13 protein-coding genes are annotated in these 16,107 nt (G+C 53.2%); 4 read left to right on the plus strand and 9 right to left on the minus strand.

Annotated elements, in window-relative coordinates; genetic code table 11:
• Nucleotides 1–1,015 (plus strand): DUF1501 domain-containing protein (locus tag Q0294_RS07475; protein ID WP_299462719.1); only part of this gene is annotated, 1,015 nt, incomplete at its 5' end.
• 103 nt (nucleotides 1,016–1,118) lie between these two features.
• Here Q0294_RS07475 and Q0294_RS07480 read toward each other — a convergent pair.
• Nucleotides 1,119–2,465 (minus strand): hypothetical protein, encoded by a 1,347-nt coding sequence (locus Q0294_RS07480; protein ID WP_299462722.1) that lies wholly within the window; start codon nucleotides 2,463–2,465, stop codon nucleotides 1,119–1,121.
• A 227-nt stretch (nucleotides 2,466–2,692) separates the two neighbouring features.
• On the opposite strand from Q0294_RS07480, the gene Q0294_RS07485 reads away from it, so the two are divergent.
• Both Q0294_RS07485 and Q0294_RS07490 read left to right on the plus strand, forming a co-directional pair.
• The gene (locus Q0294_RS07485) at nucleotides 2,693–6,400 is read left to right on the plus strand and encodes an FG-GAP-like repeat-containing protein (RefSeq protein ID WP_299462725.1); all 3,708 of its coding nucleotides are present in this window, start codon (nucleotides 2,693–2,695) and stop codon (nucleotides 6,398–6,400) included.
• Nucleotides 6,401–6,487: 87 nt separating this feature from the next.
• Complete coding sequence (locus Q0294_RS07490) at nucleotides 6,488–7,324, plus strand: hypothetical protein (RefSeq protein ID WP_299462728.1); 837 nt, start codon at nucleotides 6,488–6,490, stop codon at nucleotides 7,322–7,324.
• A 1-nt stretch (nucleotide 7,325) separates the two neighbouring features.
• Here Q0294_RS07490 and Q0294_RS07495 read toward each other — a convergent pair whose 3' ends face one another.
• From Q0294_RS07495 to Q0294_RS07505, 3 genes are all read right to left on the minus strand, one after another.
• The gene (locus Q0294_RS07495; protein ID WP_299462731.1) at nucleotides 7,326–7,637 is read right to left on the minus strand and encodes a hypothetical protein; all 312 of its coding nucleotides are present in this window, start codon (nucleotides 7,635–7,637) and stop codon (nucleotides 7,326–7,328) included.
• A 742-nt stretch (nucleotides 7,638–8,379) separates the two neighbouring features.
• Nucleotides 8,380–9,120, minus strand: coding sequence for an isoprenylcysteine carboxylmethyltransferase family protein (locus Q0294_RS07500; protein ID WP_299462734.1), 741 nt, complete (start codon nucleotides 9,118–9,120; stop codon nucleotides 8,380–8,382).
• 399 nt (nucleotides 9,121–9,519) lie between these two features.
• Nucleotides 9,520–10,005, minus strand: a complete 486-nt coding sequence (locus tag Q0294_RS07505) for a hypothetical protein (RefSeq protein WP_299462737.1) — start codon at nucleotides 10,003–10,005, stop codon at nucleotides 9,520–9,522.
• 48 nt (nucleotides 10,006–10,053) lie between these two features.
• On the opposite strand from Q0294_RS07505, the gene Q0294_RS07510 reads away from it, so the two are divergent.
• The gene (locus Q0294_RS07510; protein ID WP_299462740.1) at nucleotides 10,054–10,248 is read left to right on the plus strand and encodes a hypothetical protein; all 195 of its coding nucleotides are present in this window, start codon (nucleotides 10,054–10,056) and stop codon (nucleotides 10,246–10,248) included.
• 216 nt (nucleotides 10,249–10,464) lie between these two features.
• On the opposite strand, the gene Q0294_RS07515 is transcribed toward Q0294_RS07510, so the two are convergent.
• From Q0294_RS07515 to Q0294_RS07535, 5 genes are all read right to left on the minus strand, one after another.
• Nucleotides 10,465–11,028 (minus strand): hypothetical protein, encoded by a 564-nt coding sequence (locus Q0294_RS07515; protein ID WP_299462743.1) that lies wholly within the window; start codon nucleotides 11,026–11,028, stop codon nucleotides 10,465–10,467.
• 221 nt (nucleotides 11,029–11,249) lie between these two features.
• Entirely contained in the window at nucleotides 11,250–12,767 is a 1,518-nt protein-coding gene (locus Q0294_RS07520; protein ID WP_299462746.1) for an FG-GAP-like repeat-containing protein, read from the minus strand.
• Nucleotides 12,764–13,915, minus strand: coding sequence for an SGNH/GDSL hydrolase family protein (locus Q0294_RS07525; RefSeq protein ID WP_299462749.1), 1,152 nt, complete (start codon nucleotides 13,913–13,915; stop codon nucleotides 12,764–12,766). Before Q0294_RS07525 ends, Q0294_RS07520 begins: the two co-directional genes overlap by 4 nt.
• A 126-nt stretch (nucleotides 13,916–14,041) precedes the next feature.
• Nucleotides 14,042–14,638: an NAD(P)H-dependent oxidoreductase gene (locus Q0294_RS07530; protein WP_299462752.1), complete on the minus strand. Its 597-nt coding sequence runs from the start codon at nucleotides 14,636–14,638 to the stop codon at nucleotides 14,042–14,044.
• 245 nt (nucleotides 14,639–14,883) lie between these two features.
• Entirely contained in the window at nucleotides 14,884–15,888 is a 1,005-nt protein-coding gene (locus Q0294_RS07535; RefSeq protein ID WP_299462755.1) for a DUF1559 domain-containing protein, read from the minus strand.
• Nucleotides 15,889–16,107 lie beyond the last annotated feature (219 nt).

Raw genomic sequence — 16,107 nt, forward strand, 5'->3', positions numbered from 1 at the left:
CGCGCCGATTCTGGATCGATTCAATATTGTCCGCAGCGTGCATCACGAAGTGATCGACGAACATGCCGCCGCCACAAACCGCATGCATACCGGACGACCGACGACGGGTACGATTACTTATCCCTCCGTGGGTTCGGTTGTCGCTCATAAAAGAGGGGCCGTCAGCGAATTTGCACCCGCGTATGTGTTGATCGGTTATCCCAACGTCACCCGCGGCCCCGGTTTTCTGGGCAGCAAATCGGGTTATGTTTATCTGACCGATACAAGTGCCGGCCCCAGTGGGTTCACGCGATCCTCCCGCGTCAATCAAAGTCGGCAGGACCGCCGCGAACGTCTGCTGACGAAGATGAGAGCCGAATACCGTCAGCACAGCGTTGGCGGGCAGACAATTCAGGACTACGATCAATCGGTCGCCGAAGCGCTGCGGTTATCAGGACCGGAGTTCATGAAAGTCTTTCAGCTTGATAATGAAAAAAGCGACCTGCGAAATGCCTACGGTGGCGAGTTCGGGCAACGCTGCCTGTTATCACGGCGGCTGATTCAGTCGGGCGTGCGTTTTATTGAAGTTTCACATAACTTGAATTTCGTGAACGGTACCGGCTGGGATACCCATAACGACGGCCAGCTCAATCAGCATCTGTTGATTAAAGAACTCGACTCCGCATTGTCCGCGCTGGTGCTCGACCTCGAAAAAAATAAGTTGCTCGACAAAACGTTGATCGTTGTCGCGTCCGAATTCGGTCGTCCCGCCAAATTCGATTCCGGCGGAGGCCGCGGTCATCAGTCCAAAGCCTTCAGTGTTGTACTGGCGGGCGGCGGTCTGCAGAACGGAAAAACGATCGGCGTCACTAACGAACTGGGGGAAGCGGTTGTCTCCCGTCCGGTCTCTGTGCCCGATCTGCACGCGACGATTTATGCTGCACTGGGCATCGACCCCAGCGAAGAACTCTACTCCGGCGATCGCCCCGTGCCGATCACCGATCTGGGGCAACCCGTGTGGGAACTCTTCGGTTAAACAAATTTGTGGTCTGACATGCGAACGGCTTATCGAATACGGTAAGCCGTTCGACGTTACATTGGGCCAACTAATCCAAAGTCTGCAATACCGGGATGCATTATTACTCCACAGTGATTTTCGCATCGGGCAATGCTGCTCTTAATCGATTCACATTGGCATCGGTGATTTTCGTACGAATCAGTTGAATCTGTTTTAAATTTGCCATGTTTGCCAGGCGGTTTACGCCTGCATCCGTAAGTGGAACGTCAAAGATAAAGAGGATTCGCAGCTGCTTCAGGTTCTGGACGGCGTTCAAAATGGCCTGCTCGGAATTTAACGGCCCTCCCAGTAGCAATACCTGGAGCTCCGGGAACGCCTGAAGTTGCTCTAAACCCTGATCGTCGATCTTCGCCAGATGAATCTGTAACGTTGTCAGACCTTTCAAACTCGTCATTGCCTCCAAACCGCGGTCCGTGATCGAGGTTTGAGCAATTGAAACGCTGGTTAATTGTGGATATTGAACAATATACTTGACGTCTTCATCGTTGAGACGCATGTTATTATTGATATGCAAGGTTTTGAGTTTGAGCTGATCGCTCAATTGTGCGATTCCCCGACCAGTTAAATTTGTTCCAGGAACAAAAAGGTTTTGCAGGTTCTTCAATTGATTGATGACAGGCATACTATTTTCTGAGATCTTAGTCTCAGACAGCAGCAAAGTCTGCACGGAAGTCAGTGGTAGAATATTGGGAAGCGTCGCATCTGTGACCTCGGACTTCATGAGATTGATTGCGATAATCTCAAACGGGCTCGGCGGTAAATCAGCAGCACCTTCAATTACCTTGCCCCCCTGAAGAGTGACTTTACCGCCCACCGAGAAAATCCAGGCCACCGCTTCTGCCTGTGTTTTCGCAAGCGGAGCCGGTGCGGGCACCGGGTTCTCTTTTTTCTCTGAGACGACTGGTTGAACAGGCGCAGGCTGTTTTTTCGCGACGCTGATGGGTTGAGCCCGGAGTTCTTTTTTTTCCTCTTCGGTGCGAGGACGCTGATAGGCAAAATAAGCCATGATCAGAAACCCTGCCAGAATCACAGACATGATTCCCATGAATCGATGCATCAAACCGCTGCCTTCGCCGGCAGGTTGGTTGGAATCGGGATCCAGGTTGCGTCCGCTCTGTTTGCTCTTTTGGCGTTTGAGGACCAGCTTGACGCGCCTGTCGTAGTCCTCACGCAGTTCGGGGCTTAACAGTGTCAGTTCCGCTTCATCAAGTTCATAGATCAACTGGGTGGCTTCGCGGTGATGTTTCCCGTGCAGATGGTCTTCTACCGAGGCGCGCTGACGCTGGGCTGCGGTTTGAATGACTTCTGCATCCTGTTCATTGACCGAAATTCCCAGCAGTTGATAATAATGCGGCGGTTGTTGTTCTGGCGGGATTCCCAGCCATTTATGATAGGAATCGAATGACATTTATCGAGCCTGAGGTTAGTGCATTGAAGAGGGTTTGCTATGATTTAAGCTCTCAATGCTGCAATTTGTTGTTGGAACGCATGTGTGCAAATGTGATTGCCTGATTGTAGGCCTTGAACGAACGTGAGTCAATGTGGTGATCAGAGGGCGGCTGACATCGGCAGTGCAGAAGTGTATCCTTTGAGAGTGATAGTTCCTGAAATCGATTTCTGAAATAAGGTTTGCTCATGCCATCCCGGACATCCCACTTCGCGATCATTGTAGCGCTGGTCTTGTTTCTGGGAACGCTGGCGCTGTTTCTCACAGTCAAAGCGCCGCCGCAACTGCAAAACGAGCCTGCGGAGCGGGAGCCGATTTCCTACGAAAAAGCGATAGAACTGCTGCGCTTGAAAAATGAAGGCATCGCCTTTCTCGAAAATGAACGCTATGCCGACAGCGATCCGCTGCTGGAACAGTTGACCGAAGAACTGCCCACCGAAGTCATCGGCTTTCGCAACTTAACCATCTGTCGCCTGCTGCAAATCACACCCGAAAAAGTAGCGAACCAGTCGGAAGGGCCGAAACTTGCAAAGCAGGCAGTCGACACTGTAAACCAGTTAATTCAAATCGCCCCGGAATCCGGCATCAGCTATATCCTCTCGGCCCGCATTTATGTGGCGCTGGGAGAACCGCAGCAGGCACTGGCGGCATTGCAACGTGCGCTGGAGAAAAAACCGAAAGACGCTGCGATCTGGTTTGAATTGTCTCAGCTGCAAAAAATCGGTTCGGACTCCGAAATTCAAGCGAAAACAAATACGTCGCTGGCAAAAGCCTGGGAACTGCAACCGGAGAATCTGTTTCTGACGCTCGATTATCTGCAGGTGGTAGCCGATCAGAAAACAGAACAGGCCACACCCGTCTTCGAAAAAATCAAACAGTTGGCGGCTCCTTTGGTAGAGAGTGTTAAAGATCACACGCGACTCGATTTGAACAAACTGATCGACGATTCGCTGACCGCGATCAAGGACAAACAATGGAACATCGTGCTCCGCAACGCACGCATTTTGAGAAACGTGTTGATCGCGGAAGATCTGGTCAAGAGTGATCGCCGCCGCGTGGAACAGAATCCACTTGAATTTGTGATCCACGATTTTCCGCCCGCGTTTTACGCCGCCGTCGAGTGGCCCGCGCAGCAAAAACCGTTGTCCGTGGAGTTTGCTGACGCTCGTCCTCTGCAATTTTCGAAAGCGATGCCGACTGAAATCAGAGATCTGCAGATCGCCGATTTCGACCTGGATGGCAAACCCGATTTGATTCTGCTGACCGCGAACCAGATTTCCGTATTCAAACAGAATGCCGCCGGGATCTGGGAACCGCTCACGCAGCAGGACTGCGCGGGAGATTTTTCCGAAATCACCGCCGTCGATCTGGACGCCGATGTGCAGCAGAGCAATCAACCCGCTTCTACCGAAAAAACAGAACAGCAGGTGTTTCCGATTTCTCCGTCCCGCGATGCAGACCTCGATCTGGTGCTCGCCGGGAAAACGGGTATCAAGGTGTTTGAAAATCAGGCAGATGCTAAAACCGGAACACGGTCGTTGGTTCTGAAAGCACAGAAAAATACGCTGGAAACACTCGCCGACGTGCTGGCGGTGAACTTCTCCGATCTGGATCATGACGGCGATCTGGACCTGGTCGCTTCGACGACCACAGGACTTTCGCTCTGGTCGAACCGCGGCGATTTCTCGTTTCAGGAGATCAGTGCCAATTCTCATCTGCCTCCCGCTGATCTGGCGGCGACCTCCATTGTCCGCGTCGACTGGGATCGCGACGTGGACCTCGATTTGATCTTGTGCAGTCGAAAGTCCAGGCAGGCGGGTTATCTGGAAAATCTGAGGCACGGCCGATTTCGCTGGCGACCCTTTACGGAGTCCGAACAGCAGGCCGCCGTCAATCGGTTTGAAGAGTGTCGACTTGCAGACTTTGACCGGAACGGTTCGTGGGATCTGATCGGCGTGAGCGGAACAGCATTGATGCTGGCAGAAACGAATCGACCACAGCCGGGCAGCGTGCAGATCGCCAGTGTGCAGGAGATTAAAGAAACAGAGCCGGTCAGCGCAGAAGGGACTGTCTTGCAGACCGGCGATTTGAACAACGATGGCGTGCTGGATGTCGCCGCATTGAGTTCGCATGGATTGCAACTCTGTCTGGGAACCGCCGCACGAAAAGCAGAGCAGACGGCGTATGTGAAAGATCAGTCCCTCACCTTTCCTAAACCGATTCAAAAATTCCTGCTCCGCGATCTGAATCAGGACGGCAGCCTCGATGTGATTGCCATCGCGGGAAACGAAATCATTCAATGGCAGAACAAAGGTAATGACTATCACTGGATCGAAGTTTCCCTCCGCGCAGAACAGGTCAAAGGTGAAGTCAAGTCGGCGAGCGGACGCGTGAATCATTACGGTATCGGCAGTCTGCTGGAACTGCGGAGCGGGACGATTTATCAACCGCAGATCGTAGCGGGGCAAGCGACCCATTTCGGGCTCGGGAAACAGACGGTCGCCGAAGCGATTCGCGTCTTGTGGACCAACGGCATTCCCGTGAATATTATCAACGCCAAAACCAATCAGCGGATTTATGAAAAGCAGACGCTGATGGGTTCCTGTCCGTACCTCTATACCTGGGATGGCGAACAGTTTTCGTTTTATACCGATCTGCTCTGGGCGGCTCCGATTGGCCTGCAGTTCGGCAAAGGTATTGTCGCGCCTTATCGTGACTGGGAATTTCTCAAGATTGATGGCGAACGACTCAAACCGAAAAACGGTTTCTATGAACTGCGGGTCACCGAAGAACTTTGGGAAGCCGGTTACTTCGACACCCTGCAACTGACGGCCATCGACCATCCGGCGGAGGTCGAAATCTTCTCGAACGAAAAAGTCGGCCCGCCCGATCTGGCGGCATTTAAAATTCATACGGTTCAACAGCCGCAAACGCCCATCGCCGCCGTCAATCAGCGAGGTCGCGACGTGCTGCCCGAAATCAAAGACGCCGACGATGTCTACGCAAAAACGTTCGACGAAAAATATCGGCAGGGACTGACCGAAAACCATGTTCTGGAACTGAACCTGAATACGCCGGCGCTGCAGAAAACTGCGATGGATCCGCGCATCAAGCTGTTTCTGACCGGTTGGATTTATCCGACGGACACGGGCATCAATCTGGCGTTGTCGGAAAATCCGTCCATGCCTTCGCCACGCCCCCCGTCGTTGTCGGTGCCTGACGCGAACGGCAAATGGAAAACCATCCAGCCCTTTATGGGTTTTCCCGGCGGCAAAACGAAAACCATCGCCGTGGATCTGACTGACCAGTTCCTGACAAACGATTATCGCGTCCGCATCGAAACGAATATGGAGTTCTACTGGGATCAGGTTTTCTTCACGGTGAATGAAACGCCGGCCGAGTTTGTGACGAGACCGCTGCCGCTGGAATCCGCGACATTGAAGTACCGCGGTTTTTCCACGCCGATCCTGCATTCGGGAAATGGCCCGGAACGGTATGACTATCAGAGTCTGTCGGCCACTATTCAATGGCCGCCGATGCAGGGACGCTTTACCCGTTACGGCGATGTGCAGCCGCTGGTGGAGTCGGCTGACAATCGTCTGGTGATGATGGGTTCGGGAGACGAAATGCAACTCCGTTTCGCGGTCCCCGCAGAACCGGTCAAGCCGGGCTGGAAACGTGATTTTATTCTGCACAACGTCGGCTGGGATAAAGACGCCAACCTGCATACGATTCTCGGTCAGTCGGTCGAGCCGCTGCCGTTTCGGGAGATGGGCGGCTATCCTTATCCGACCGAAGAATATCCGGACGATCAAATTCTGCAGCAGGATCAGACGCAGTATCACACGCGGCAACAAAACAGTGCCCGCTTCTGGAATTGGCTGCAGAAACCCTGAGCGGCATTTCATGAGTGCAATTGCCTGCCGTTCGCGATAAAATACAAACCGACTTACTTTTTTCATTCTCAAACAGGTTTCCATGCGATGCTTTTTTTCCTGCGTAGCGCTGCCGTTGTTCTGCTGTTTCTCTGCACGACTCATGTCAGTCGGGCGGCGGAGATGTTGTATCCTCTCTCCGTGGCGGCTTCGGACAAAGGTCCCGTTTATGTCGCCGATCGAAAGCTGCCGGGCATCTGGAGTGTGGAAAATGGCAAAGCGACCAGCTTTTTCACCGGCTCCCAGGTTTTTCGCACGCCTTTGAACGCGGTCCGTTGTGTGACGGTTGACTCGCAAGGACGCGTGATCGCCGGTGATTCTTCGACGCGTGAAGTCTATCGATTCGAAAAAGCCGGCGCAGAACCGACGCCGCTCACCAACGGGGGCATCGGCATTCCGATGGATGTGGTCGTCACGAAAAACGGCGATCTGCTGGTGTCCGATCTCGAACTGCATCAGATCTGGAAAGTCCCCGCAGCGGGGGGCGAGCCGACCTTGTACGCCAAAGTCAGTGCGCCGCGCGGGCTGGCCCTCGATCAGGCGGACCACCTCTGGGTCGTTTCGGGAACCGCAGACCAATTGTTGAAAGTCGCCCCGGATGGAAAAATCACGGTGGTTGTTAAAGACCGCCCGTTTAATTTTCCCCACGATGTGGTGGTGCTCGACGACGGGACGGCTGTTGTCAGCGACGGTTATGAGAAAGCGCTCTGGAAAGTGACGCCCGACGGGAAAACAGAAAAGTGGGTCTCCGGCGAGCCGTTCAAAAACCCGGTCGGCATCGCGCGACAGGGACAGAACATTCTGGTCTCCGATCCGCACGCGAAAACCGTGTTCTCGGTTGATCCCGAGAAAAAAATTACCGATCTGCTGAAGCCGGAAAAATAAATCAGCGCGAATCAACATCGTCGGCAAAAGTGGACGGTGCAAAAATGTCGGACGCATAAGTTTCTGGTACTGCACCCGCCGATGGAAAAAAGGGCCGTAAACCGGTTCGTTTCGGTTGGGTCGGGAAAGCCCGGCTGCTGTTTCCTGTTCCCGATTTGCGAGTGAAAAAACAGGCCTTGACGGCAACACGCCGCCCGCCATGATGCGTGTTACGCGTCGCGCGCGTAGGAAATTCATCGTACCAGTGAAAACACGCGCCGCTGTGAATCCGCTCCCCATAAAAGCCACTGGTTTGAGACCGATTTGACGCCACTTCATGCCCCCTGGTTCTCGCTGAGCACTTTTTTTGGGCGCCGTTCGGCGCCCTACTGCCGCTGACAAGTCACGCGGCGTCCCCAACAATCCACGCCCAGGCGCGCGTCTGCGCCGCGCAGGTAACGAACCCGGGTTGACCGCCCCGCGCCGTTCGCGATGATTTATACCAGTCAAACAAAAAACGGCTCTCCCGCGCAAGAACAATTTCCACACGAAAAAAAAAAGATCACCCATGCCAGATATCTCCCCTCTCCCACGATCAGATCAAACCCGCGCCCCGACCGGCAATCAGGCCAAAGCAGAAAAATGAGCGGCACGGCGCAAGCCGCCGTTAGTTTCCGGCGTTCGTTTCGATGGCAGACTCCCCACAGAAACCGGCGCAGCAAAACAGACCCGAAAAATTCTAGCGGATGTACCCGGAGACGACGCAGATGAAAATCCGGCAGTGGTGAAGAGAGCAGCGAGGAAAATGCACCATTATTTTGATTTGAAAAACACAGCCGAAGCCATATAGGCCCGTTTTCTGCGAAGCATTTTTCGTGATGTTTCAAGATTCTCCGACTAATCGCGATTAGAACGCCTGGTTTGGCAGCGGTGGAGAATGGGTAAAGCACTTCAATGTCACCAGTTTCTTTGTAGATTCTGATCAACGCTGTTGCTTCTCTGGAAATAAAAAAGGTGCCAGGACCCTTATTCGGTTCCTGACACCTTTTTCAGATGTTTTTATCCTGCCTGTTGGATCAGCGTCCTTCTTCTGCCAGTACGCGGGTGAACTTATGCAGCGAGCGGACGGCGATGAAGGTCGTTGCTGTCAGGGTTGCCAGAAGGATCCAGAGAGGTTCCAGTATCACCTGTCCGTCAAACTGCCAGTGTTCAACCAGTTCAAGGATGACAAATCCAACCATTGCTCCCACGCATGTCAGGTACTCGCGGCGAACTAACGTCCGTAACGAGAATTTGAGAGCCGGCTGTTTCCAGTTTTTGAAGTTGGGGATGAACGCAGACGTGCAATCTGCCCAGGCGAGAAAGTTCTTCCCGAATTTCTCGCGCAGAAACGCTTCTTCGGTCATCATGATGCGTTCGTAATACAGCCAGAACGTCATGACGTAGAAGGTAACGAACCAGCCATTTTGAAAGAACATGACCCAGCCCAGAGCAATGAAGAAATTGCCTAAATAGAGTGGGTGGCGACAGAGTGAATAAACACCGGTTGTGTTCAGGCTGGTTGCGACCTGTTGTTTTGTATTTCGACCTGAGGTTCCTCTGGGGACGAAACCTGCCACTAAAGAGCGGATCAGCAGGCCCAACCCGGTTACAGCAATGCAAAACAGCACCCATGTTTCATGTAAGTCATGTTGCCCATAGGGCCTTTGAAAGTTGCTCACCACCCAAGGCAGCGGCAGCAGCAGGTATGCAGGCAAATAACTTCTCCATCGGAAAAGCCACTGCCCGCTGGTTTCAAAGTGTTTCTTCAGTTCCATGCTGTCAACCCTGCTCGATAATTGGATGTGATTGGTTTTCTGGCTCCGCCTCTGGTACGAACGATTTTCAGCGGGATGAGGACGAGATTACAAAGCTGTCAAGTTCGCCAATACGCGATCGATGCCGTTACATTTGGGATGCAACAGCCCGATACCCCGAGTCGCCAGTACATTGGCTGGGGTAAATACCTTCTATTAGGAATTAGATAATTTCTTGATGATTACGATCTGCAGGCGGGCTTGTACTAATTTATTAGTATTCAGTCAAGTGGTAAAAAATAGAAGAAAAAACGGATAACCCGGGAATGTGAGCAGGGAGAACGGCAACGGGAGGCTCGTTTTCATTCCGGGAGCCGCATTTCGGGGTCTGAACCGTTTTCCGTCTACTGTGACAGCAGTTCAATCAGGCTGGAAGATTTCAGTTAATCTTTGAGCCGACAGGATGCGGCTTTTCATCACCGCGGCTTCGTCTTCTGGCAGATCGGGGTTCACAATTCCGATGAGCAGTTTTCGGACTTCCGTTTGCGTCTCGTCGCGAACAGGCTTCAGAGTAAAGGAAACGGGGGTCGTGCCGGTGCCGGCGTTGAGCAACAACGTGTACGAGCTTCTGGTCGAGTTCAAATCGTCCATCTGGAAGAGGTTCAGTTGATTATCGATCAGGTGCGGCGGCGTTTGCTGCATGAGTACCCTCTGAATATTCATCGTGGTCAACTCTTCGGCACTGTGATCGACCGAAAAACTCGTCGGGGAAAAAAAGACGACCACCGGGAAGTGCAAGTCGTTGATGGTAGGTTGTGGCAATGCCGGACCGCCGCGCTTCAGCCAGAGACCAGCTGCAGTGCCGATCACCATCAGGCACACGACCACACCTGTCAAAGTCAGCATCCGTGATTTTTTTTGCGGGTTGTCTGTCTGTTCCATTATTGAGCAATCATGCGAAAGTTATCGAGCGGATTCCCACTTCCGTTTCCCGGCCGACAGAGCCGAGGGCGCGGCAGAGAGCCCGACAGCCAATCGAAAATATTTGCCGCCGTTGGCCAGACGCCAACCCACAGCCCGAATCCAACGAATGGCAAACCGATCAGTCTGATGAACAATCCCCGATTATTGCTGATCCTGAATCGCTGAGGGTCCGTTTGTTGAATCGAAGGCATGAATGTGGAACTCGGAGTCGGGTTTCAAAAGTGGTATTACCCAGCGGTTTCATGGCTGGCGCATTTTAATGCTTCCAGCGCCGTCCAACAACAGGTACGTTCTGTATTTTGTGTCCAGCAGGAGAAGGCAGATCACACGTATGAGTCGCTGTTCAGGGCCTGACACCTTTATCAGTTCTCGTGTTGATCCTCATTCGTTCCAATGCACGGGAACGTACTTGATCTCTTTGTCGTTGTAGGCGACAACAATGCCGCTGCGGTATCTACCACTCACTCGAATTGACTGAGCGGCGTATTTGTAGTTTGGTCCAAGTTTCTGCCTGGCCAACGCAATGGCTTTCGTTCCGATGGCACCATTGAGTAACGAGTTGAGCATGACCCCCAGGAAAGCAACGAGCACGATGCCCAAGCCAATCGCAATCTTTGGCGTGGTCGTAGGGCGACCACTGGCTTTGCGCGCCTCCAGCACGGGATGAGAACGCATCTGCTTCCAGGTCCAGCCGAGCATTGCGAGGACAAAGATGCCCATCAACCAACCGATGATCGAACTCACAGGATTCAGTTTGGCTTGAGTCAGAAGCAATCCCATGGGTTGTAGGAATGGAAAAATCAGGATAACTCCAATGCAGCCAGTGAGCATGAAAGCGGTAAGCCACGTGACAAGTGTCGTGGCTCCGAGACTGCCCCGTATCAGAAAGATGCCAATGATTACCGCGAAAATGTTGAAGCTGGAGGAGTAACTCTGACCATTCATGATGTAGTATATCATGAGTACGATATCTAACAGGCCGAAGGTGACCCAGGCAAAACCAACTCTCTTTAAGATTGCGCGGTAATCCATTATGAGGGCTCACTGGTTAGTACTATCGGAAAATAGGTGTCCGGAACTATAAAATGGCGATATGACCCTCTTTTTGAAGTAAGATCGCCTTTGTCATCGTGCATTTTATGTATTTCGTCGTTCAAAAATACAGCTCAATCTGCAGGCCCGTCGTTCCACCAGATTGAAAACCATGCTGCGCGTGTCTTCTGACCGGTTTCGCGGGGTTCGAAATTTCCGACGGCCAGGTCCAGATCGCCGTCGGCGTCAAAGTCGCCTGCTTCGATGACCGCGTGTTGTCCCTTCGAATAATCGAGCGGATGCGGAATGAACTGGCCCGGCTTTGTCTGTTCGTACCAGACGACCGTATTTCGCGGCTGCTGATAATCCCAGGTCATGGTGCAGGCGGCGAGATCGATGTCTCCGTCGCCGTCGAAGTCGCCGTGCGTGGCAGAATAGGCGCCGGTCAGTGGTGCAATACTGTGATGTCGAAACGGAAACGAACCGGTGTTTTCCAGCCACTGCAGCGAGTGACTGGGGCGGAGTTCGAAGCTGTCCATCGTGTCGCCGTTGGTATAGAGCAGATCGAGGTTGCCATCCTGATCGAGGTCCACTAGTGAGATGCTGGATGAACCATAGGCGGGATCGGCCGCCTGATACACGGTCTCCGGTTTAAAGTGGCCGTCACCCTGATTGAGAAACGCGACAATGGTTTCGTGTTCCTGCGAGAAGAGCGTGACAACATCGGGCAGCCCATCCTGATTGAAATCGGTGATCAAAACATGACTGGCGCCGTGCCGGTCGTCGAGCGTCTGCAGTTCGAACTTCAGATCTGTTTTGGAGGGGGAGACATTTTTCAGGTACAGCAGGCGGCCGGTCTCCCTCCAGCCAAACTCGGCGACGATGAGATCGAGATCGCCGTCTCCGTCGAAGTCGGCGGCCCGCGCGTCGGCGACGCGCCCCAGTCCGGCCTGCAGAGTGTGCGGCTCGTACTTCTGTGTTTTTTCATCGAACATCAACAGCGCGACTTTTCCGCGGTCGTGATCTTCGGGGCCGAAACTGCCCAGGTCGGCGATGAGATAATCGTCGCGTTGATCCTGATTCAGGTCGACGCGTTCGATGTGTGCCGGGTGATTCCCTTTTGCCAGCGGGTGAAAGGTGGTTTTGCCTGCGGAAAACAGTATGCGTCCGATTTCCCCCGAGCCCATGTCGGTGATTAACAGTTCCCCCTCTGCATCGGTGCCGGCGATCCAGTTCAAATCCGAAACGCCGGGCAGTGGATCGGCGGCCGGATTGGAAATTTCCTGTTTCCGAAATGCGACGGGGCCGGGCAGGGGATTTGCGGTCTGCGTTGGCAGATCATGTATTTCGGGCGCCTGCGAGACGAAATACTTGATCACTTCGGGCTGCGGTGGCACGCGCAACTGTTTTTGTGGTGACTGTTCGTAGTGTGCATATTCGCGGGGAATCTGCATGCGCCAGGACTCTTTTGTCAGAATGCCCGGCGCGGGGCAGAGGTGACAGCTTCCGCAGAAACTTTGAATCTCGGCATGAAATTCCTGAAAGTTTTCCGCTGGTGGAAGTGCCACGCGGCGTTCGGCCGGCGGTTCCTGTTTCCCGCACGACAGCAGCAAAGCGGGAAACAGGAATAAACAGAGGCGGGCGATGCTCACTTCGAATGTAACTCGAGGATCGGCTGCAATACTGTTTCGAAGGCATCCGCCTGTCGGAAAAAACCGAGGTCGGTCGGGTGCGAGCCATCGACGGTGTCTTCGCTGTCATCGCCGAGCAGCGTGTCTCCTTCCAGATAATACAGGCTGGTGACCCCCTCTTTTTGCAATCGCTCAAAAGCGTTCCTGAGGGCTTCGCGGCTCGTTCGATGTCGTTCCTGGCTGCTCTTTTTGAGATAGGCATTGGAATAAGTCCGGTCTTCCACCAAAAGAATAGGGGTGTCAGGGTGGGCGGCTCTGAGCGTTTTGACCAGTGGTTCGGTTTCCCGGGCGACGGTATCGGCTGTCACGTTGGGCAGACAGTCCATGATGAATACGCTCGCATCCAGCTCGGCAACCAGTTTCGCGACTTCCGGTTCCATCCGGCCATTGCCCGAAAATCCGAGATTGATCACCGGGCGATCCAGTCGGCGTCCGAGGATGGCGGTATGCACCATCCCCGTGCGCGAGGCACAGCCCCCGTGGGTGATCGACGTTCCCCAGAAGACCAGCGGTTTGTCTTTACCCGGTTCGCGCGGCGGTGCTTTCCAGAGCTGGCTGGATTCGGGAATGCCGATTTCGACCGATTGGACTCCATTATACAGTGGCAGATACAGAATATATTCGCGTGTTCCCGGAATCAGATCTGAAATCAGAGTGACATTGTTTTCCTGCTGAGACGGTTTGCCGACCGCCAGCCAACGCCATTTTCCGCTCTCGGTTTTCACATACAGGTCCAGACCACTCACGCCGGTCGCCGCCATGTGAGGCATTGCCAGCGAAGCGGAGGTCAGTTTCCATTTCGCTTTGATCGTGGTGGCGTCGGTCACAAAACGCACCGCCATGCCTGCGGAATGTTTGCTGAGCGACCAGACAGGGGGGCGTACTACACCTTTCGCTTTGGCAGGGAGACGATCAAAAAAAGCTTCCGTCTCGGTCCAGCCTTTCCCTTCCAGACCCAGGTCTTTGATGTCGAACCAGTGTGTTTTGTCTTTCTCGTCGACCGTGAATTTCGTGAACGGCTCTTCTGCTGCAGTGAGTCTCGCGTGTTGAGAGATCATCAACAGCAGGGCCGTGAATGTCAGTAATAACGAGCTTGGTTTGAATGTCATATGATTTCCTGTTGTCGACTCGAGAGCGGAGATAAAGGCAGTACTCAATTTATCTTAACAGTAGCGTTCATGAAAAAGAAAGTTGACGACAAGCAGGAGAGGCAAAGTTTTTGCAAGACGAAAGGTTCAAAAATCCATCTTGTTCAACTGTGCGATGAAGGTGGATAACTCCCGTCCCTGATCGAGGATCTGCTGCTGCTGTTTTTCATTTTTCAGATTGCCTGCATCATCGAATGCTTCGTGCGCACTGGAGACGGCCGTTTGCGTGGGCAGCATGATACATCCCAGCCCTCCCAGAATGGCCCGCAAATGCACGAGGCCTCTCAAGCCTCCCAGCCCGCCGGGGGAGGCACTCATAATCGAAACCACTTTACCACGAAAGGCGGGGCTGAAACCGGGGAGGTCGCCTTCGTCGGCGCGGGTCGCCCAGTCAATGGAATTTTTTAAGACTCCCGAGATCGAGCCGTTGTATTCGGGGGAGGATATCAGAATGCCGTCGCAGTCTACCAGCAGTTTTTTGAACTGTTTGGCAGATTCGTTTTTGCCTTCCCGGGCTTCCAGATCTTGATCAAACAGAGGCATGGGAAAATCGCGCAGGTCAATCAGTTTGACGTCGGCTCCTGTTTCACTAGCCCCTTTCGCTGCAATGGCTGCTAAACGTTTATTGTAAGAATTTTCACGCGTGCTGCCTGCAAAAGCCACAATACGAGGTTGATAACTCATGTTTTGCATCCTTTTCCGTATTTGAAGAATCTCTGAAATCGAGCGGAGATCTGTTTGACTGCTTCATTGTTGTGAATTGGCGGGGATTTATGAAAGGTGAGATTGAGATATTTCCCGTAGTTTTGTGAATTGTTTCCCGTTTTGATCTGGCAGGGAATTCACTCGTTCCCCTGCGTTCAAAAAAACGGAGTGGACCTGAATTCAGATCCACTCCGTTTGTTTTCATTTGTGATCGTGCAGGCGAATCAGAACTCGCCGAGGACTTCGCCGTTCGCACGCGTTCCTAAAGCCCGCCAGATATCGAGCGAGATATTTTCGCTGATGGTGCGGACCGAACCATCGACCAGAGCCGCATTGACGACCCCTGTATGATGACTCCGCGAAGTGATAATCGCATAGGTGGGTGAGCCGGCGATGCCATTTTTGCCTTCCTGCCAGGAATTAAAGTCGGCGTCGTATTCTGTTCCCCCGTTCGAATAAGTCACATAAGTATTGGGATTCAGCGTGACGGTGAAGCCGGTATGATGCACGCGGCCGTCGGGCCATTCGGTGTGTCCGGTGTCGGTTTTGAAGTCGGTTCCCGATGCGGTGATCGTGGCGGCAGCGGACGCGGTTCCCGGAATTACCGTGCTGGAAGGGCCACCATTTCTGGTGTAGGGTTGCCAGCCTTTCACTTCCGACGCCAGCAGCGTATTGCTCGTGCCATCGGTAAACGTGGCCAGCGTCAAACTGGCATTCGGATAAAATGCACCGTTGCCGCCGGTCCCATTCGTGGGATTAAACACAAACCAGGTTCCATAATTGAAACCATAATTGGTGGGATACAGATTGACTTTTCCGCCGCCGGGATCGCGGACGCGGTCACTGTTCGGATCGCTGGGGCAGGCGTAAACGGGAATCTTCAAACCGTCGATCGCCGTCTGAAAATCCCAGGCGATCGAGAGATCAACGTTGTTATACAGATTCCCCTGTTCGAGTAGCGGCAGGATGCGACCATGCACGCCCCACGAACCGTTATTGCCGGTGGCAGACACGGACAGATCAACGCTTGCGCCGGGAGGCAGATAACGATAACTGCTGGCATAATTATGCACGGCCAACCCCAGTTGTTTCAGATGATTTTTACATTGCGTTCTGCGGGCGGCTTCGCGTGCCTGCTGTACCGCCGGGAGGAGCAGGGCGATCAGAATCGCGATGATGGCGATCACCACCAGTAATTCAATCAGAGTAAATCCACGTTTGTTGCGCATCAAAGAGTTCCGTTGCAGGGTTTGTTCGCGTTGATCAGAGACAATGTTAGGGAAACTACGGGGCAAAATGTGTACCAAAGTGCGTGTATTCAAGGGGCATCCGCGATTTTCAGAGATTCAGGTTCCGTTTATAACGACTTGGGATGGGAAAAGGGAAATCAACCGTCGCATAAGATTCGGGAGGTGTCAGTAAAACAGACAGTGGCGCTGAAATCGTCG

The sequence above is a fragment of the uncultured Gimesia sp. genome, assembly GCF_937919775.1.
Taxonomy (GTDB): domain Bacteria; phylum Planctomycetota; class Planctomycetia; order Planctomycetales; family Planctomycetaceae; genus Gimesia.